This window comes from Paenibacillus sp. IHBB 3054 (assembly GCF_051594305.1).
In the GTDB taxonomy this organism is placed as follows: domain Bacteria; phylum Bacillota; class Bacilli; order Paenibacillales; family Paenibacillaceae; genus Paenibacillus_AQ.
Window position 1 is genome coordinate 132,366 of sequence record NZ_JBOFBG010000009.1, and the last position, 18,056, is coordinate 150,421.

Annotated in this window: 20 protein-coding genes; 15 read left to right on the forward strand and 5 right to left on the reverse strand. The window is 49.5% G+C overall.

The window, feature by feature from the left end; all coding sequences use genetic code 11:
• Positions 1 to 136: 136 nt before the first annotated feature.
• From ACQ76X_RS13080 to ACQ76X_RS13125, 10 genes are all read left to right on the forward strand, one after another.
• Entirely contained in the window at positions 137 to 778 is a 642-nt protein-coding gene (locus tag ACQ76X_RS13080) for a 5-formyltetrahydrofolate cyclo-ligase (protein WP_438494353.1), read from the forward strand.
• Positions 769 to 1,242 carry a cyclic pyranopterin monophosphate synthase MoaC gene (gene moaC / locus ACQ76X_RS13085; RefSeq protein WP_438494355.1) on the forward strand — a complete coding sequence of 158 codons (474 nt, stop codon included), beginning with the start codon at positions 769 to 771 and terminating at the stop codon, positions 1,240 to 1,242. Before ACQ76X_RS13080 ends, moaC begins: the two co-directional genes overlap by 10 nt.
• 175 nt (positions 1,243 to 1,417) lie before the next feature.
• Positions 1,418 to 1,903: a MogA/MoaB family molybdenum cofactor biosynthesis protein gene (locus tag ACQ76X_RS13090; RefSeq protein WP_038586695.1), complete on the forward strand. Its 486-nt coding sequence runs from the start codon at positions 1,418 to 1,420 to the stop codon at positions 1,901 to 1,903.
• 128 nt (positions 1,904 to 2,031) lie between these two features.
• Positions 2,032 to 2,274, forward strand: a complete 243-nt coding sequence (gene tatA, locus ACQ76X_RS13095) for a twin-arginine translocase TatA/TatE family subunit (RefSeq protein WP_038586698.1) — start codon at positions 2,032 to 2,034, stop codon at positions 2,272 to 2,274.
• Positions 2,275 to 2,385: 111 nt separating this feature from the next.
• Entirely contained in the window at positions 2,386 to 3,150 is a 765-nt protein-coding gene (tatC, locus tag ACQ76X_RS13100; RefSeq protein ID WP_038586700.1) for a twin-arginine translocase subunit TatC, read from the forward strand.
• A 495-nt stretch (positions 3,151 to 3,645) separates the two neighbouring features.
• Positions 3,646 to 3,927, forward strand: coding sequence for a co-chaperone GroES (groES, locus tag ACQ76X_RS13105; protein WP_249896980.1), 282 nt, complete (start codon positions 3,646 to 3,648; stop codon positions 3,925 to 3,927).
• A 124-nt stretch (positions 3,928 to 4,051) separates the two neighbouring features.
• Positions 4,052 to 5,683 carry a chaperonin GroEL gene (gene groL / locus ACQ76X_RS13110; RefSeq protein WP_038586705.1) on the forward strand — a complete coding sequence of 544 codons (1,632 nt, stop codon included), beginning with the start codon at positions 4,052 to 4,054 and terminating at the stop codon, positions 5,681 to 5,683.
• Between the two features lie 232 nt (positions 5,684 to 5,915).
• Positions 5,916 to 6,224 carry a hypothetical protein gene (locus ACQ76X_RS13115; protein WP_438494358.1) on the forward strand — a complete coding sequence of 103 codons (309 nt, stop codon included), beginning with the start codon at positions 5,916 to 5,918 and terminating at the stop codon, positions 6,222 to 6,224.
• Positions 6,221 to 6,397 carry a hypothetical protein gene (locus ACQ76X_RS13120; protein WP_156130817.1) on the forward strand — a complete coding sequence of 59 codons (177 nt, stop codon included), beginning with the start codon at positions 6,221 to 6,223 and terminating at the stop codon, positions 6,395 to 6,397. The genes ACQ76X_RS13115 and ACQ76X_RS13120 overlap by 4 nt, the downstream gene beginning before the upstream one ends.
• Entirely contained in the window at positions 6,384 to 6,713 is a 330-nt protein-coding gene (locus ACQ76X_RS13125; protein ID WP_438494360.1) for a hypothetical protein, read from the forward strand. Before ACQ76X_RS13120 ends, ACQ76X_RS13125 begins: the two co-directional genes overlap by 14 nt.
• Before the next feature lie 183 nt (positions 6,714 to 6,896).
• Here ACQ76X_RS13125 and ACQ76X_RS13130 read toward each other — a convergent pair whose 3' ends face one another.
• The 4 genes from ACQ76X_RS13130 to ACQ76X_RS13145 form a co-directional block, all read right to left on the reverse strand.
• Positions 6,897 to 7,421, reverse strand: coding sequence for a hypothetical protein (locus ACQ76X_RS13130; protein ID WP_438494362.1), 525 nt, complete (start codon positions 7,419 to 7,421; stop codon positions 6,897 to 6,899).
• Positions 7,366 to 7,551: an NAD-dependent epimerase/dehydratase family protein gene (locus ACQ76X_RS13135; RefSeq protein WP_438494454.1), complete on the reverse strand. Its 186-nt coding sequence runs from the start codon at positions 7,549 to 7,551 to the stop codon at positions 7,366 to 7,368. Before ACQ76X_RS13135 ends, ACQ76X_RS13130 begins: the two co-directional genes overlap by 56 nt.
• Positions 7,552 to 7,625: 74 nt before the next feature.
• A complete protein-coding gene (locus ACQ76X_RS13140; RefSeq protein WP_438494364.1) occupies positions 7,626 to 8,912 on the reverse strand; it encodes an ATP-binding protein in 1,287 nt (428 codons plus the stop codon).
• Positions 8,909 to 9,643, reverse strand: a complete 735-nt coding sequence (locus tag ACQ76X_RS13145; RefSeq protein ID WP_438494366.1) for a LytR/AlgR family response regulator transcription factor — start codon at positions 9,641 to 9,643, stop codon at positions 8,909 to 8,911. The genes ACQ76X_RS13140 and ACQ76X_RS13145 overlap by 4 nt, the downstream gene beginning before the upstream one ends.
• A 185-nt stretch (positions 9,644 to 9,828) precedes the next feature.
• Here ACQ76X_RS13145 and ACQ76X_RS13150 point away from each other — a divergent pair, with 185 nt between their 5' ends.
• The 3 genes from ACQ76X_RS13150 to msrA are packed head-to-tail and all read left to right on the forward strand — an operon-like array spanning position 9,829 to position 12,567.
• A complete protein-coding gene (locus tag ACQ76X_RS13150) occupies positions 9,829 to 10,749 on the forward strand; it encodes an ATP-binding cassette domain-containing protein (RefSeq protein WP_438494367.1) in 921 nt (306 codons plus the stop codon).
• A complete protein-coding gene (locus tag ACQ76X_RS13155) occupies positions 10,746 to 11,543 on the forward strand; it encodes a hypothetical protein (protein WP_438494369.1) in 798 nt (265 codons plus the stop codon). Before ACQ76X_RS13150 ends, ACQ76X_RS13155 begins: the two co-directional genes overlap by 4 nt.
• A gap of 58 nt (positions 11,544 to 11,601) precedes the next feature.
• Positions 11,602 to 12,567 carry a peptide-methionine (S)-S-oxide reductase MsrA gene (gene msrA / locus ACQ76X_RS13160; protein WP_438494371.1) on the forward strand — a complete coding sequence of 322 codons (966 nt, stop codon included), beginning with the start codon at positions 11,602 to 11,604 and terminating at the stop codon, positions 12,565 to 12,567.
• A gap of 789 nt (positions 12,568 to 13,356) precedes the next feature.
• Here msrA and ACQ76X_RS13165 read toward each other — a convergent pair.
• The gene (locus tag ACQ76X_RS13165) at positions 13,357 to 16,371 is read right to left on the reverse strand and encodes an S-layer homology domain-containing protein (RefSeq protein ID WP_438494372.1); all 3,015 of its coding nucleotides are present in this window, start codon (positions 16,369 to 16,371) and stop codon (positions 13,357 to 13,359) included.
• Positions 16,372 to 16,659: 288 nt separating this feature from the next.
• Here ACQ76X_RS13165 and ACQ76X_RS13170 point away from each other — a divergent pair, with 288 nt between their 5' ends.
• Together ACQ76X_RS13170 and ACQ76X_RS13175 are read left to right on the forward strand one after the other, a co-directional pair.
• On the forward strand, positions 16,660 to 17,175 hold the full coding sequence (locus ACQ76X_RS13170; protein WP_438494373.1) for a GNAT family N-acetyltransferase: 516 nt from the start codon (positions 16,660 to 16,662) through the stop codon (positions 17,173 to 17,175).
• An 85-nt stretch (positions 17,176 to 17,260) separates the two neighbouring features.
• Positions 17,261 to 17,995 (forward strand): ZIP family metal transporter, encoded by a 735-nt coding sequence (locus ACQ76X_RS13175; RefSeq protein ID WP_438494375.1) that lies wholly within the window; start codon positions 17,261 to 17,263, stop codon positions 17,993 to 17,995.
• Positions 17,996 to 18,056: the final 61 nt, after the last annotated feature.

Consider the following 18,056-nt stretch of genomic DNA (forward strand, 5'->3'; position numbering starts at 1 on the left):
GGAGCGAAAAATAGTTGGGCATTGATTCGTATAACAACGTGATTCAAGCTACCTTGGCGAACCGGGGAGAAGAGTGGTAAACTGAGTTTACAAACTATGATAAGCTAGGTATATGAACAAGAGGAGGCGGCTGCTTATGACGGGCCAAAAGCTCCCGCTAGCTGAGTGGAAGCGGGAGCTTCGCGCGGAGAAAGCCGCCCTCCGTGACAGTCTGTCCTTGGATCAGAGGACGTCCTGGTCTTCTCTGGCCTGCAGTCATGCATCAGAATGGCTCCGGCAGGAAGGAGCATCTTCATTCATGGCCTATGTTTCGTTCCGCTCGGAGCTGGATACACGTCCGCTTATCATCGCGGCTTGGGCGCAAGCACGTAAGGTAGTGCTGCCCCGGGTAATTCAGGCTAGCGGAAGGATGAGCCTGCATGCGGTAGCTTCCTGGGAGGATTTGGCGCCGGGAGCTTACGGGATTCAAGAGCCGATTACCGGCGCTATAGAGCTCCCGTGCCCTGAGGGAGTGCCGGATGTTGTATTCGTGCCGGGGCTGGCCTTCGATTCTCGGGGCGGACGGCTCGGTTACGGGCGCGGCTACTATGACCGCTTGCGGGCAGCTTGGGAAGCGGAGCTTCCGGAATCCGCCAGACCGCCGGTATGGGCCGGACTGGCGTACCGACTGCAGCTGGTGCAGGAAGTGCCGATGGATGACCATGATGCCTATATGGACATGCTGATTACGGAAGACGGCATTATTCATTGCCGGAAGGAGAGGGAGCTGTGGAGTTAACCCATTTCAATGAGCAGGGCAGAGCGCGCATGGTGGATGTCAGCGACAAGGAAATTAGCAAGCGGACAGCTGTCGCGCGGAGCAAGGTGCAGATGGACCCGAACACGCTTGCGGCCATTAAAGCGGGCAAGATCGGCAAAGGCGATGTTATGGCTGTTGCCCAGGTTGCCGGAATTATGGCCGCGAAGAACACCTCCAGCTGGATTCCAATGTGCCACCCGCTGCCGCTTACCGGTGTTGATATCAGCTTCTCGGATAACAGCGAAGATGAACTCTATATAGAAGCAACCGTCAAGACGACCGGAAAGACCGGAGTGGAGATGGAGGCGCTGACTGCGGTTTCTGCGGCGGCGCTGACTGTATATGACATGTGCAAGGCGCTGCAAAAGGACATGATTATCGGTCCGACGATGCTGGTATCCAAGAGCGGCGGGAAAAACGGAGATTACTCGCTGGAAGCATAGGAGTGGCAATAGGCTTAGCGCAACAACAGATACCTGAGTGTCATTCAGAGTATTACCCGCGGACGTATTTATTTGCTAAAAAGGGCGGCGCAGCCGTTCTTCTTGGCGGAAAGTGCGAGAAGGCAGCGCAATGCAGGCCTTCCATACATAATACATAGAGAGGGAGGGACAACCTATGGCGTGGAAAACAGCAATCCTGACGGCCAGCGATAAAGGGGCCAGGGGCGAACGGGAAGACACGAGCGCCCAGGTTATTCGGGAACTGGTGGAAGAGGAGCTCGGCGGTGAGATTATTGAGTACCGGATCGTGCCGGATGAGCAGGATGAGATCATTGCTGCTTTGATTGAACTTACGGATTATTTCCAGGCGGATCTGGTGCTGACTACCGGAGGAACTGATCTGGCGATTCGTGATGTTACGCCGGAAGCTACACGGCGTGTGATTGAGCGGGAGGTGCCCGGCCTCTCTGAGGCCATGCGCAGTACCGTCATGCAGAAGAACCGTGCGGTTATGCTGTTCCGCGGCATTTGCGGCATTCGCGGGAGAACGCTGATCGTTAATTTGCCGGGTACACCGAAGGGTGTCCATGAGAATCTGGCAGCGATTATGGATCAACTGCCTGAAGCACTACTCATGGTAACCGGCCAGTACCGTCAATAAACTTGTCAATTCCAGTCCTGTCACAGGAATCACCCTGGATAACAGATGGATGTGTGACATAAGTTATGGTATTATTAATTTATTGTTAACGATATCATGAACGGACAAAGTGACAAGGAGGAATGACTATGCTAAACGGTATTGGTGCTCCCGGAATTATTTTACTGGTCATTTTAGCGCTATTGCTCTTTGGCCCCAACAAGCTTCCTGAGCTTGGCCGGGCAGTCGGGCGGACCTTCCGTGAATTCAAGGACGGGGCGCGTGAAATTATCAGCGAACCTGAGCCGGCCAAGAAGAGTGAGGCTCCTGTTCCGCCGGCCCCGCACATATTAGCAACAGAACTCCCGCAGGACAGACGCTTGCCGGAGTAATACCATCCATTACGCGGGGGCGTTTCTCTCAGTTCTGTTTCAGACTGGGAAGACGCCCTTTTTTTCTGCCATTAATCATGCTATACATATGTCAATTGGGTGGTGTCTGTCATGACTCTGGAACCGGAAGAAATGTCGGTAGTTGAACATCTCACCGAACTGCGTAGGCGGATTATCTACGTGCTGATTGTTTTTGTAGTGGGTCTCATAGGCGGACTGTTCGTCGCCAAACCGATCTATTTATACCTGATCCATGCGGACCATGCCCAGGGTTTTGTGCTGCATGCCTTCTCTTTCTGGGATGGCATTGGCATGTACATGAAGATTGCCATGGCAGTTTCGCTAACGGTATCCCTGCCTTTCATCGTCTATCAGCTGTGGGCTTTCATCAGTCCCGGGCTGCGGCAAGTGGAGCGGAGTGCGGCTTTGCGGTATGTGCCCTATGTGTTTATCCTTTTTCTGCTGGGCATTGCTTTTGCCTATTACATTGTATTTCCGATGGCGCTGTCGTTTACCATCTCGATCACCCGCGGCATGGGACTGGAAGAAACCTACGGAATCGCACAGTATTTCAGTTTTATGTTCAGCTTGGTGATTCCGCTGGCTCTGCTCTTTGAGCTGCCGCTGCTTGTTATGTTCCTGACGAAGCTGAGAATTCTCAATCCGCTGCGGCTGCGTAAGATGCGGAGATACGCCTATTTTGCGCTCGTCTTCATCGCAGTGGTCATCACACCACCCGATTTCATCTCGGACTTTTTGGTGACGATCCCGCTACTGGTGCTGTATGAGTTCAGCGTGTTTCTGTCTGCGTTCGTTTACCGCAAGCAACTGGCTATGGACAACGAGCGGGAGGCGCGCTACGTCAGGAAAGAGTAGGCCCGGCAGGGAGAAGACTCCCGCAGGGCTGCTCTGCGGCTGTGGCCAGCTGCTGCAGTTGAGGCTGGCTTCTGCCAGCGGGATACTAGTGCATATCCTATTGAAACTGCATACTAACAGCAGATTGGCGAGGCTCAGCATCCGAATGGCGGAGAAACGTTCGTTGCCCTGGCAACCCGCAGCATATTTTATTTTCTGCTGGATAGAATGTATGAGGGTATGTGCCGGACAACCTCCGAAACCATATTTTTCCCAAAAACAGATCACAATTTACGTAAAAGGACTTGAAATCCGTCCTCAAGTTGAGTATCATAAAAATTGTTGTTAGCACTACAGAGGGTTGAGTGCTAATGCTGCCCGAAAATATGGGATTAGCGCTTAAAAGCTGCGCTTAAGACGATATTTTCATAACTGCCGCATGAATCCTTGGGATTCACCGGTGCCCTATCTATGTTTTCAAGGTAAACAACATAATTTCAAAGGAGGCTATTTTTCATGATCAAACCACTAGGTGAACGCGTATTGGTAGAGCCAAGCGAGCAAGAGGAAACCACTTCTTTCGGGATTGTGCTTCCGGACTCCTCTAAGGAGAAACCGCAAGAGGGTAAAATTATCGCTGTAGGCAGCGGTGCATTGAAAGACGGAGTACGTGTACCACTCGAAGTTAAAGAAGGCGACCGCGTGATTTTCTCGAAATATGCCGGAACTGAAATCAAATACGAAGGTAAAGAATATTTGATTATGAAAGAAAGCGACATTCACGCGATTCTTGACTAAGAAGACCGTTCATAAGTTATAGCTAAATTACTTACACAAAACTAAGCGATGCTTTCAAAGCCAGTTTTGCACGATACCGATTCAAGAAGAAACGCTCACAAAAATTTAGGAGGTTAATTACACAATGGCAAAAGAAATTAAATTCAGTGAAGACGCCCGCCGCTCGATGTTGCGCGGTGTTGATGCTTTGGCAAATGCGGTAAAAGTTACACTCGGACCTAAAGGCCGCAACGTGGTGCTTGAGAAGAAATTCGGCAGCCCGCTGATCACCAATGACGGTGTTACCATCGCCAAAGAAATCGAACTTGAAGATGCATTCGAGAACATGGGCGCACAGCTCGTTAAAGAAGTTGCTACCAAAACCAACGATGTAGCTGGTGACGGTACTACAACTGCAACTGTTCTGGCACAAGCCATGATCCGTGAAGGTCTGAAGAACGTAACTGCAGGCGCTAACCCGATGGTTATCCGCAAAGGGATCGACAAAGCGGTTAAAGCAGCTGTTGCTGAACTGCAGAATATTGCTAAACCCATCGAAGACTCCCAGGCTATCGCTCAAGTAGCTGCTATCTCCGCTGCTGACGATGAAGTGGGCCAACTGATTGCTGAAGCTATGGAAAAAGTCGGCAAAGACGGCGTAATCACCGTTGAAGAATCCCGCGGATTCCTGACTGAGCTTGAAGTGGTAGAAGGCATGCAGTTCGACCGTGGCTATATTTCCCCTTATATGATCACTGATACGGACAAAATGGAAGCTGTTCTGGAGAACCCGTACATCCTGATCACCGACAAAAAAATCAGCAGCACGCAAGAAATTCTTCCGCTGCTTGAGAAGATCGTACAACAGGCGCGTCCGCTCGTAATCATCGCTGAAGATATCGAAGGCGAAGCACAGGCGATGCTGATCGTGAACAAACTGCGCGGAACATTCAACGCTGTTGCTGTTAAAGCTCCTGGCTTTGGCGACCGCCGCGAAGCTATGCTGCAGGACATCGCTGCCCTGACTGGCGGCCAAGTGATCACCGAGAAGCTTGGACTGGACCTGAAAAGCACTTCTATCGAACAACTGGGTAACGCCCGTCAAGTGCGCGTAACCAAAGAAAACACTACAATCGTAGACGGAAGCGGCGACAAAGCGGACATCAATGCACGCGTAAGCCAAATCCGTTCCCAACTGGAAGAAACCACTTCCGAGTTCGACAAGGAAAAACTGCAGGAGCGTCTGGCTAAATTGGCCGGCGGCGTAGCCGTTGTTAAAGTAGGCGCTGCAACTGAAACAGAACTTAAAGAACGCAAGCTTCGCATCGAAGATGCCCTGAACGCAACCCGCGCTGCGGTTGAAGAAGGTATCGTCTCCGGTGGGGGTACTGCTCTTGTGAACGTATATGCTGCTGTAGCTGCTGTAAATGCAGTTGGCGACGAAAAAACAGGCGTGAACATTGTACTGCGCGCTCTGGAAGAGCCTGTCCGCACAATCGCAGCAAACGCTGGTCAAGAAGGTTCCGTAATCGTGGACCGTCTGAAAAAAGAAGCTATCGGCATCGGCTACAACGCTGCTACCGATGAGTGGGTGAACATGTTCGAAGCAGGGATCGTTGACCCTGCCAAAGTAACTCGTTACGCGCTGCAAAACGCAGCATCCGTAGCTGCAATGTTCCTGACCACCGAAGCTGTCATCGCTGACAAACCGGAGCCTGAAAAAGGCGGCGGAATGCCAGATATGGGCGGCATGGGCGGTATGGGCGGCATGATGTAATTCGTCTACACAACCTTATTTATCCAAAGAAACGGGACCTTTACAGGTCCCGTTTTTTTGTTGTCCGGATGCAGCAGGAATGGTTAATAGTTCAGGTGGAAGGCGAGCAATTCTAACAAAATACTATTTTACCCAATCAAAATCATAAAAAAAGAATAGATTACAATATACGATCTTCCGGCTCGAAGCATGATATGTCTTGTGCCGAAAGGTTGGACAGGTTGAGCAGATTATGCTTGGACCCGGAAACAACAGGAATCTCAGACCAACAACGAACGGGGGGATGATGATGGATTTGAACGCATTGACTGGCCTATTCAACGACAACAGCGGTTCAGTCGTGCTCAATGTCCTTCTCTCTATTGCATTAATCTGGAGCGTTAGGCAGTTAGCCAGTAAGGAAAAGATCATTCAGAACTATCAGAAACGCGATGAGGAGAACGAGAAACAGCTTAACCAATACAATCGTACACTCGTCAAACTTCTAATAGAAAGAGGGAGCACCGATAAAACCAATGGTGAGGAGGTCGTCGACAAGTGAAGCTCCTCGATATATTCAGAAAGAGCGAGATCAAACCCAGTCGTGTAAAACGGGAGATTGAAAAACTAGGCAGAATCCAGGAAGCCTATGAATCGAATGATATCGAAAGCCTTATTGACCTGCACCGTTCCGGCTTAGGCAAGAGAGGAGATGACCTTCATGGAAATTATTGATTTAACTATATTCACACTGGAAGCCTTTGCATTTTTCGTGTTCACCGCCTATGTGATCCGTTACAGTAAATATTTCATCGGACGCGGCCCGCAGCGGAGTTATAATTTGTACCTCCGCAGTGTATGGGTGACCTACATTACCGTCGCGCTGCTCTGCCTCAATCTGATGTGGGGCCGGTTGAATATTGTTTTTGGATACAACATAGAGAGTACTTCCAATAGTTTCAGAGAGTTTGTTATGATCCTGACACTGCTCCTTCTAGTGCATGCAGGTTGGACGCATAAGGACATTTGGGAGAGCAATAAAGACAAATAAGCCACCTGGAGGTGGTTTTTTTAAAGATAAGAATTTATATGTTTCACGCTATAAATTATCCTTCTATTTCTCGCTGAAACGGGTACCGTCCTTTTGAGGACGGTATCCGTTTCCACTTGGTGCTGTATTTCCGGCTTTTATGGGGATGAGTTTCTGTATTTCTGATGCAAGCTAGGCTGAGGGTTAGCTATGATAGATTGCTTGGGCGGTATGGGCGGCATGATGTAATAAGCTGGGGCCAGTATTAATCGCGTTGGTTTTCGAAGCTCTTTTCATTAGGCATGACAGAAGCAGCTGCTGTGCTGTCCATCTGCTCATGCTGTCAGGGCCGCCTACATCAATCGCACGGCCGTTTAATACGGTGTTGCCTATACTATTCTTCAAAGCAAGCAGCACGTCTGACAGGGCAATGGGATGGGTCTGGGTGCGCGTCCATTTCGGCAGCACCATAACCGGCAGACGCCGGACCAGCTTCGCCAGGATGGGGAAGGAGGAGCCTTGCGGCCCGACAATCAGTCCGGCACGTACAGTGGTTACAGGCACACCGTAAGAACCAAGCACACGCTCCACCTCCAGCCGGCTGCGCAGATGGCGTGACAGCTGTTCCTGCGGGATATGATCAGGGATAATTCCGCTTAAATAAATGATTTGTTTAATTCCGTTCTTGCGGGCTGTTTTTCTTAGAGTCTCCGTGTCTGGACAATGCAATTACATGATATTCGTCCGTTAACTGCTTCAGTAAATGCTGCCCGATATATCCGCTGGCTCCGGTTAAGGCAATGCTCTGCCGCTGCTTGCAAGGAAAGGCTTCTTGTGTGCTTCTTGTTGTATTTATAATTTAATCCCTGCTCCCATTCTTAAAGACGTGGCTGAAGTGAAAGGTTTGTGCTTTCCGTTATTTTTTGCGCGGCTTCAACCGGAAACGGCAAGCTTTCTTGGGATATGGAACAGAACGACCTCCACTTGAAACAAACCGCTGTCATAGGTAATATCCAGCAGGCCGCCCCATTCCTCCACAGTTTTCCGGATGTTTCGCAGTCCGATGCCATGCGACCGTGTATCGGCCTTGGTCGAAGAGATTTCACCATAACGGTTGGTGCTGATTTCATGGGCATACGGATTCTGAATTTTTATGAACAAGCTGTCATTCAGATAATGCATATGGATCAAGACATAACGCTCCTGATTAAAGGTCTCCCGGCAGGCTTCAATTGCATTGTCCAGGGTATTGCCGAGAATGACGCTGATCACCGTAGTGTCCAGCTCAAGCTGCGGCGGAATGTTCAGCTCTAAGCGAAAGGGGGTGTCATAGCTGCCTGCGGTCTGCTCCTTGTAGCTGATCATCGCATCAATGACCGGGTTTCCAGTATCGCAGCTGCCTGCAGGCTGTCCAATCGTGCCCAGCAGACGGTCCAGTTCATGGACGGAAGTTTCTTCATCTTTGGCAAGCCCTGCGCGCAGGCCAAGCAGGATATTTTTGAAGTCATGCTGAAATTTGAAGGCTTCCTCCTGCTTGTCCCGGGTCATCAGATATTGGTTAACATAGTAGGTGTTCTGCTGTTCCAGCAGCAGACGTTTGCTTCTCTCGGACTGCACGCATAGGATATGGTCGCTGAGCACAAAAATCAGGCAGTTGATCGCCAGCAGCAGGGTAGGTACCACGGGGAACAGGTTGGGATACGCCTGGAAGAAGAAGTTGTCCGACAGCGAGACCAAAGTAATAACGCTCAGAACAGGGCAGACCAGCAGCAGACTCCAGTACCATCCCGCTAAATTACCGCGCCCTTCCCCTTTGGTGATTCGCAGCAGAAGGTATACGAGTGACAATACCAGCAGCTTGGAAAGAAAGAGGTTTGCTATGTATCCGCTATCCGTATACGCAAACGGCATCACGGCTTCGCCAAGAAAGATGAGAGCCGTAACAAAAAAAGCGGAATACCCCCTCCACAGGTTATCCCCCCGGTAGAGCAGTGATAACAAGAAGATCAAGCCGGTATTTGCGGTGAGCAGAACCATGTCCGGAAGCTGGCTGTGATGCAGCGCGAGATGACAAGCCATATAGAGAGCGTAGATCAGGACAAGATAAGGGTTGCTCTTGATCCGGCAGGTGAAGCTGCGGCTGAAGAAATAATGAAGGATTACAGGAATCAGCGGAAAAGTGATGAGATACAGCAGCTCTTCCCGCAGCATGGTATTCATACGAGCGTCCCCCTAAAGCTGAGGTAGGCTTTCCGCACGGATAAGCTGTGCTTCTCGCTGACCGGCAGCTCCTTGCCGCTGACTAGCGTAACCCTCTTCGCACTGATTTCTTTAATAAAGAAAAAGTTCACAATGTAAGATTGGTGAATCCGCACAAAATGACCGCCGGGCAGCTTGCGCTCCTCATCCTTAAGCATGCCGTAATAATGGATCTCCCTGTCCTTCGTGATAAGGGAAACCCGTCTGATGCTGCTCTCCAAATAGAGGATGTCCCGAAAAGGGATCAGCAGCTCCTTTCCTTTTTGCTGTACCGGCAGGAAGTTGGTTTTGCCCTGCTGGCGGGTACGTATGGCCTTTTGCAAGGCGGGAATAAGCTTATGTATGAATGCTTCCGGTTCAACCGGCTTCTTAATAAAACCCGACGGCCGCACATCGAACAGCTGCAGATGATACTGCTCATGGCTGGAGATATAAATCAATTGTACAAGATCATTTCCGTCATCTTCCCGCAGTACTTGCCCCGCTGTGATTCCATCCATTCCACCCATTTCAATATCCATGAAAATAAGGTCAAAGCGGTCTCCGTCCTGAAGAGCCTGGGCGAAACTTTCCCCGGAGTAATAGAGGGATACCTTGAGCTCTTCCGAACATTGGTGCCGGGCATCTAAAATCAGGTTCTCAATCTGTCCTGCAGCCTGCAGATCGTCGTCACAAACGGCGATATGAATCATACCTTCACTCCGTTCCGTATTTATCGCTCTATTATACATTTCCAGGGAAAAACGGGCCAGATGTTATGAAGTGCTCCTTAAAAACGACAATAATCTGCCTAAAAATAGCAGACGGTGTGGCCGGACCGCTTACCCATGATAAGGTAGCCGAGTAGACATATCAGCGAGATGAAGGAGTGTTCTGATTGAAACCGCTTGTGTTCGAAACCAGAGAGCTGACTAAAAAGTATGGCTCCGCGTTTGCGCTTCAGCATTTGAATATGACTATTGAAGAGGGGGATATCTACGGATTTGTCGGGGAGAATGGTGCCGGGAAAAGTACGCTGATGAAAGTGATCGGCGGGCTTGTACACCCGACAAGCGGAGAAGTTTCACTGTTTGGCCAGCGGGAAAAGCAGGAGCTTATCCGTGCCAGGCGGCAGGTTGGGTTTCTGATTGAAACGCCGTCTCTTTATCCGCATATGAACGCCGAGGAGAACCTGGGTTTTTATTGCCGGATCTTTGGAATTCAGGATAAAGCAAGAATCGGGGAGGTGCTGCAGACTGTAGCGTTAACGGATGCCGGAAGCAAAAAAACCTCGCAATATTCCCTCGGCATGCGCCAGCGTCTCGGACTCGCCATCGCGCTGCTTAACCATCCGAAGTTCCTTGTACTGGACGAGCCTATCAACGGGCTGGACCCTGTGGGGATTGTGGAAATGCGGAGGATTCTGGAGCTGCTGGCGCATGAGCAGGGGGTAACGATATTGATCTCCAGCCACATTCTAGGTGAGCTTCAGCTGCTGGCGACAAAATACGGGTTCATACATCAGGGCGGGCTGATCAAAGAGGTCTCTGCCGGAGAATTACTGCAATCGGCACAGTCAATGATCACAATTTCTACACCTCATCCGGCTGCTGCTATGGCTCTTTTGAAGGAGAAGCTGCAGCTTGAAGACATCTCCATCAATACTGCCGGGGCCATTGAGATCCCTAAGGAAGTCGCAGATTTGGAGCAGCTGATGACGGTTCTCCTGCAGCAGGGAATTCCGGTTGAAGGGTTCAACCTGTCCGCGCCTAATCTGGAACACTATTATATGGATCTGATTGGAGGTAAAGGTCAATGAGGAATTTTTTGCAGGCTGAAATTTATTATTTGCGAAAAGATCTGGCGTTCAAAAGCATCAATGCTGTTTTTGTGCTGGGATCCATTCTGCTGGTTGTGATCATCGGGAACCATGGCGGGTATGAATTAAGCAGTCCCATGCAGCCCTTAAAGCTCGCCGGTTCATTCTCCCTGTTTCTATATCTGGTTATCCCGATGCATGCCTGCTTTTTCTCTACAGAAGGTTTTGAATACGGTTCGGTGCAGAATATAATCGCTTCGGGGCAGAGCCGACCGGGGTATTATATGGGTAAATATATGCTGGAGCTGCTGGCGATTTTTTGGTGGCTGCTGCAATTTTTCGGACTCTTCTCCATCTTATATCTGGCTGCGGCGCTCGTTACCGGATCTCCTATCGGGATGGAGAGCTTAAGAGAGGATTCCATTCAGGCGGTCAGGGCTTTCGGGTTGAATATCTTATATTTGGCGGCTTATTGCGCCGTAATCATGATGCTGGGGGTGCTGATCCGTAAAGCGGCTTCCGCTGTGGTGGCAACCTTTTTCTTTATTTTCGGTAATTTACTTCTTACAGGTTATCTCAAGGATTCGTCTTCGGCATTCTTGAAATGGGTATCGGATCATTCCCTGATGACGCAAATCATGAAATTTTCCGGGATGTATGTAGCGGACTCGGAGCAGATCCTGCTGTCGGGTGCGGGAGATTACATTCAAGCGGTGCTCATTCCGGTTATTGTTATCCTCGTTTGCTTACCGGTTGCCCTGATTTCTTTGGAGAAGCAGGATATTCATATATAATGGAATTCCAGCATGGACGGATGAAGTGCCTGGACTAAATTCGGAGGGAGTAGTTCTTATGAATGGAGACAAAGCTGTACAACAACTCGCCACCTTCGCCGGCGGCTGCTTCTGGTGTATGGTCAAGCCGTTCGACGAGCTGCCGGGCATTATTTCGGTGGTGTCTGGCTATACCGGCGGGCATACAGTGAATCCGACTTATGAGGAAGTGGGAACGGAGACCACAGGGCATATTGAGGCGGTGCAGATCACCTATGAGCCGGAGCTATTCCCGTATGAGCGTCTGCTGGAGATATATTGGCAGCTCATAGATCCTACCGATAAGGGCGGGCAATTTATGGATCGGGGCTATTCCTACCGGACGGCGATCTTCGTGCACAGCGAAGAGCAACGGGAGAAGGCGGAAGCCTCGAAGGAAGCGCTGAAGGCAAGCAAGCGGTTCAAAGCTCTGATTGTGACGGAGATTCTGCCTGCTGCCCCGTTTTATCCGGCGGAGGCTTTACATCAGGATTACTATAAGACCCACCCGTTGGATTATAAAATGTATCTGAAGGGCTCGGGCCGAGGCGAATTCGCTGAGCAGCACTGGAACAACCGCGAAGACCGGGAGCGGCTGCGTAAGCAGCTGACCGGGCTGCAATACGAAGTCACGCAGAATAAGGGTACGGAGCCGCCTTACCAGAATGAATATTGGGACCATTTTCGTGAAGGGCTGTATGTTGACGTGCTGAGCAGCGATCCGCTGTTCAGCTCAGCCGATAAATTCGCTTCCGGCACCGGCTGGCCCGGTTTTACCAGACCTATTGAGGAGGGACTGATCCGCAGGGAAGCGGACTACAGCAGCGGTCAAGTGCGGACGGCGTTGCGGAGCAGGCTGAGCGGAGCCTATCTGGGACATCTGTTCCACGACGGCCCGGAGCCGACGAAGCAGCACTACCGCATCAACTCCGCCGCACTGCGGTTTATTCCCAAGGAGGAGCTGGAGGGAAACGGTCTAGGGCGGTATTTGAGTCTGTTTGAGTAGCGGGTGATTGAGGGGAGCAGGAATTGAGTAGGAGTGAGGAAGCGGCGTCGGAGGATTAAAGCACCAGCAGGTGAACAGGTGAGTAGGTAATTAGGTAATTAGGCAATTAGGTGATAAGTGCGGAGTAAAAGCGGCAATAGTAAGGTTAACAGCAGTAGTATAAAATTGGAGTGAGTGCAGGAACATTAGCAGTTGAAGTCGGCTAAGTGTACTTCGTACAACTAAATTCAGGGGTTTTGAAGACAAATTACAGATAATTGTACTCCGTACACTTATATTTGCGCGATCTAGCGTAGTTGACTTGAATTGCGAATTTTAAGTGTACGAAATACATCTAACTCATAGAAGGGGCCTGATTTGTGCGTTTTAGCTGCACAGAGTACAACTATCCTTCTGAGCATAGCCACAGTCTTCATCCTGCCTAATAGAATCTACTGCAGGAAATGCAGCAGATTCATTTTTTGGCTGGAGATTGAGCAATTCTGCTACATTTTCTGCAATCATACAAGAGGGGGAACATGCCTTAATTGAGATCCAGAAGGCGATGGGTGATACCCGGGAGGCGTAGGGCTCCAGTCTGAACCACTGCTTTTTAATTACATAATCCAGTACTGCCTAGCATTCCGGGATCCAGGTGCTTACGTTATTCCTCATTGCAGCGAAAGTCGGAAATCAATACGCTGAAGCTATAATAAAACGCAGAAGCTATAGCTACACCAAACAGCCAGGCTCCGGGAAGCCTGGCTGTTTAGCGTTAACTTATACGTATACTTGGATCTGCTTAATGAACTATTCGTTTTCTCTTGCAATTTGATTAAAAATTTCATGAAGAGCTTTTATGGCTTCGAGCCAATCTGCCGCAGTTGCGTCGGTGTTGTTTATAACCGCTTTGGCAACAGTTACAGCTTCCGCAAGGCCGGGATGAGTTGAGCCATCCAGCAGCATTTTATCGGCTAGTTCAACAGAATCAGGCAGCGCGGTGAATACACTAGGGACCGTAATAATAATTTCTTTGGTAACCGCGGAAAAGTCGCGTTTTAATTCCAGTTTGATGCTATAGTCGACAGGATCTGCGGTGCCGTTGTAATTCATGTACCATACCGTGTAATCTCTTAGGATGTATACATCATCAGTCACTGTGGAAGGGCGATCATAATTCAACACAGTTACGCGGAGATCCCTTGGCAGCGGCTGCTGTGGATCAGGCAGATAAACGACATCTCCCACAGTCATTGTGCCAGGCAGTACTTGATCCTTAAATGAAGCGGCGATCGTTGTTTCCAGTTCGGCATATTGTGCTTCGGAGTAGACAGGTATAGGTACAGCATGGCTCTCCGAAAGGTTCGGTTTCTTTAAGGAAATATAGACAGTGGTGCTGTCTGCGCCGAAATCAAGACCTGTCAGCTTAACGCTGGTTGATCCTTCGGCCACTGTTGCAGTTTGCAATAACATGCTGTCGTCAAGCTCATCTGCGTAGACAGAAACCACATCTCCGGGTTCAAGGCTTCTCACATTTACAACGTCATTGGCACCGGCATGATTTTCTACACTCAGGAAGTTTGTATTAACAGTAGGACTCTCAGTATCCTGACCATTGTCTTGATCAAGATCAGACTTTGGAGCCGTGTCCGTCAGCATGTTCTTGTCCACAAAGGTCAATTCGCTGCCGGATACGTTCATATCAAAAACGTACCAGTATAGCATCTTGGTGTCTGTAACGGGAATGTGGTACGTTTTAACAGGCGTGGCATTGTGGCCGTTGTAAATTTCTACTTTGGCACCGGAAGCGGTTAAAGTGTTCGCTCCGGCTGTGCCGTTTCCGCTGAAGTTGTGAACGAAGAAGGTGTACTTTCCATCCACACGTTTACGAATGGTGGTCGTCTCCGGACCGTAAGAATTTACATCGTCATGGTCCAGATCGGCATAAGTTTCATTATTATAACTATATACTCTATCGCCGTACCAGGTATGGAATGACCTATTATTGGGTGCAGCGCCAATCAGATGTGAATCTTCATCCAGCGGAAGCAAATCCCAAGTGAGTACAATTCGAATTTCGTCGTTGGCAGGGATTTTAATTGCTGTGGCATTCTGGTTAATATTCTTATGAGTACTCAGCGAAGCACCAACAACGTGAGTAGTAATAAATCCGGATTTCGATAATTCACCGGTGTAAACGCCAGGGGCCAGATTGGCAAAATATTTACCTGCCGCATCCGTAACCACAGTTGCTGCGATTTCGCCTGTAGTTGCTCCGAGGCCTCTACGGAAATGGATCGTCATATCTGCTACGGGCTGATCGTCTACATCCGTAATTACGCCTTCGAAGCCATACACTGTCTCTGTCACAGTGCCTGGATTGCTGCCGTTTGAACCGCCGTTTGAACCGCCGGATGAGTCACCAGATGAACCACCGGACGAACCGCCGGATGAGCCGCCTCCGGAAACAACCGGAGTGCCGATGACAGCTGTAGCATTATTGCCGTAGTTTACATGCTCAGGAGTCTGGGCAAGAGTTGAACCGTTGGCATTGATTGAGGCAGTGCCAATGGAGCCTGTTCCGGTTACTCTGGCAATGGCATTTAGAATTAGAGCATTGATGCGGGCTCCGCCTGTAATGTCAATTCCCGTATTTCCGGCGCCGGGAGCCACTTGAAGCTGGCCGATCGAACCGGAACTCAGGTTTACTTGAATGGAGGTTGCCATAACATCCACCGTCTCGAAGGATCCGGCTAAGGATACCTGTGCATTTGCCGGAATTGCTGCGGAGAGATCGACATTGCCGAAGCCGCTGCCTGTGCCGTTGCCTTCTTCCAGTAGCGCGCCGGATTGCAGCGTGATCTGTTCAACCGAGCTGGCACCTTCAGTAACGATTCGGATACTTCCGTCTTTTTTATTGACAATGACGGTTACCAGGACTGAATCCACTACGTGGATACTGTTTTTACCGCCTCCGGCAATGGTAGTGGTGCCTTTAACAGTGACATTCTTTAGCGTCACATCACCTTTGCCAACGCCTTCACCAATCACCAGATCACCTGTGATAAGCGTGTTGTTCAGTACAACTCCTGGCGCTTCAATATATACCGAACCCTTTACTGTAGTAAGACCTGTCTCCGGGCCATAGTTCCCGGCTTTGTCATAAACGACCTTTTCAGAGGATTTGGCCGCTGCAAACTTCAATGCCCGGTCAAGCACACTGACTGCTTCTGCTCTGGTGGCTGTGTCGAGCGGTCTGAATTTTTGATCATTTCCACTCATAAGTCCAGCTTGAGCAATGGCATTAATCTGGAGCTTGCTCCACTGGTGGCCTACAGCTGTATCCGAAAATGCAGCAGGTGAATCGGTGGCGCTCAGCTTAAGAATAGAGCTCACAATGGCTGCCATTTCTTCACGGGTAAGCGGCTGGTTAGGTCTAAACGTCTGATCAGTGTATCCTTTTATGTATCCTGCGGCAGTTGCTTTTGCAATATCCGCGTAGAACCAATTAGATGCTTTAACATCTTTATAAGCAATTTCCGCTGTGTTTGTATAACCGAAAGATTTGTTAATCAATGCTGCAAATTCCGCGCGGGTAATCTTGTGGTCAGGCTGAAGGGTTCCATCTTGATAACCTGAAAGTAACCCTTGCTGCTGCCATTCTTTTAAGACGTTCTCTGACCAGTGGCCGGATATGTCTTTTGCTGCAACGGAAGTCCCAGAAGCACCAGATGCGGCAAAAGCTTGACCAAAGGACATTAGATTCAAACAAATACATAATAGTACAATAAGAGTATTTCTGCGTACCTTGTTCTTCCTTCTCAATACGACACCAGCTTTCGTTTAATAGTACTTTTTGTAAATGTGGACAGTTAGGAGACTAACCCTCCTTTGATAAAAATAGGTCTACCTAAGTGATATTAGCTTTTTATTGTAGATAAAAGTAGTTTTTTGTAAAAAAATAGGCGTATTGAACGATAAAATTGCGCAAAAGCGAAGGGAAAAATAGGTTTTTATATTTAAAATATTAAAAAATATATTATGCTAATTCAAAGAAATGGCCTACAATCTGGAATTAATCTTTCAGTTCAGGCCGAGGGAGGGATAAGCCCTATGTACATAAGAGTTCTTAATTCTGCTGATGCGGAAATATACCGCGAGATTCGGCTGCAGTCGTTGTTGAACCATCCTGAGGCTTTCCTCAGCTCCTATGAAGCGGAGTTGGGAATGCCGATAGAGACAACCCGGACCAGGCTTCATGCGATGGACGGCAAATTCACGCTTGGCGGCTTTAATGGGCAGGAGGAACTGGTTGGTGTAGTCACATTTGTCCGTGAGAGCAGAGACAAGATCAGCCATAAAGGCAATGTATACGCCATGTATGTGAGTCCCTCGGCACGGAAGCAGAAGCTGGGGCATTTGCTGATGACGGAGCTGATTGTGAGGGCCAAGCAGTCTCCGGGAGTTGAAATCCTTAATTTGGCAGTGTTTTCAGATAACCTTCCAGCCATCCGGCTGTACCAATCGCTGGGATTCACCTGCTACGGGACGGAGCAGAATGCGGTGAAGCTCAACGGCAGTTATCTGGACGAGGACCTGATGACCTTGCCGCTGATCCCCTCACTCTAGAGAAAAATCAACAAGCAGACATAATGAAAGCTGCCGCAAGCATAAGCTTGTCTAAGAGGTCCTGTCCATAAAAGGGGTTGAAGACTTGGCGACTGCGCTGCTTGGCAGCTTTTTGTCGGCGATGGCGACTGTTCTCGGAGTGGTTCCCATCCTGTTTGTGAAAAAACTTTCCGAGCTGTGGAAGGATGTGCTGGTCGCCTTCACCGCCGGAATTATGGTTTCTGCGTCTACCTTTGGCCTAATGCCGCAGGCGATAAGGGAGTCGGGGATCATCGCTCTGACGCTGGGACTGATTACCGGTGTGCTGCTGCTCGATCTGATCGAGAACAACATCCCGCATATCGACGTGGAGAACAAACCCGGATTCACCAACATGGATTCCAAGGCGCTGCTTGTTTTGATCGCATTGTTCATCCACAACATTCCCGAGGGTCTCAGCACAGGTTTCAGCTATGCCAGCGAGCAGGCCAGCCTGGGTCCTATGGTGGCGATTGCCATTGGTGCGCAAAATATGCCGGAGGGACTGATTCTGGCCATCTTCCTGATGAATTCGCAGGCAACCCGGCGAAAAGCATTGTTTATGGCCGGTTTAACCGGACTTATGGAGATGGTGTCGGCAGTCATCGGGTATTGCGCGGCCAGCTATTTGCATAATAATGCCGTAGGTTACGGACTGGCTTTTGCTGCCGGAGCTATGCTCTTCATCGTCTATAAGGAGCTGATTCCGGAGAGTCATGGTCATGGCTATGAGCGGCCCTCCACCTATTCGTTTATCTTCGGACTGCTCGCCATGCTGTACATTACACAGTTTTTTGGCTGACGTAGAGGATATTATAGACGTTGGCTTAATTCAGCAGAGTTCGATGAAGAAGAGGCTATCC

Excerpts from the sequence above, each read along its gene's own strand:
- ACQ76X_RS13090 (WP_038586695.1), top strand. The coding sequence starts at position 1,418 with ATGGCGTGGAAAACAGCAATCCTGACGGCCAGCGATAAAGGGGCCAGG.
- tatC (WP_038586700.1), top strand. The coding sequence starts at position 2,386 with ATGACTCTGGAACCGGAAGAAATGTCGGTAGTTGAACATCTCACCGAA.
- ACQ76X_RS13145 (WP_438494366.1), bottom strand. The coding sequence starts at position 9,643 with ATGATTCATATCGCCGTTTGTGACGACGATCTGCAGGCTGCAGGACAG.
- ACQ76X_RS13170 (WP_438494373.1), top strand. The coding sequence starts at position 16,660 with ATGTACATAAGAGTTCTTAATTCTGCTGATGCGGAAATATACCGCGAG.
- tatA (WP_038586698.1), top strand. The coding sequence starts at position 2,032 with ATGCTAAACGGTATTGGTGCTCCCGGAATTATTTTACTGGTCATTTTA.
- msrA (WP_438494371.1), top strand. The coding sequence starts at position 11,602 with ATGAATGGAGACAAAGCTGTACAACAACTCGCCACCTTCGCCGGCGGC.
- groL (WP_038586705.1), top strand. The coding sequence starts at position 4,052 with ATGGCAAAAGAAATTAAATTCAGTGAAGACGCCCGCCGCTCGATGTTG.
- ACQ76X_RS13125 (WP_438494360.1), top strand. The coding sequence starts at position 6,384 with ATGGAAATTATTGATTTAACTATATTCACACTGGAAGCCTTTGCATTT.
- ACQ76X_RS13115 (WP_438494358.1), top strand. The coding sequence starts at position 5,916 with ATGCTTGGACCCGGAAACAACAGGAATCTCAGACCAACAACGAACGGG.
- groES (WP_249896980.1), top strand. The coding sequence starts at position 3,646 with ATGATCAAACCACTAGGTGAACGCGTATTGGTAGAGCCAAGCGAGCAA.
- ACQ76X_RS13155 (WP_438494369.1), top strand. The coding sequence starts at position 10,746 with ATGAGGAATTTTTTGCAGGCTGAAATTTATTATTTGCGAAAAGATCTG.
- ACQ76X_RS13080 (WP_438494353.1), top strand. The coding sequence starts at position 137 with ATGACGGGCCAAAAGCTCCCGCTAGCTGAGTGGAAGCGGGAGCTTCGC.
- ACQ76X_RS13140 (WP_438494364.1), bottom strand. The coding sequence starts at position 8,912 with ATGAATACCATGCTGCGGGAAGAGCTGCTGTATCTCATCACTTTTCCG.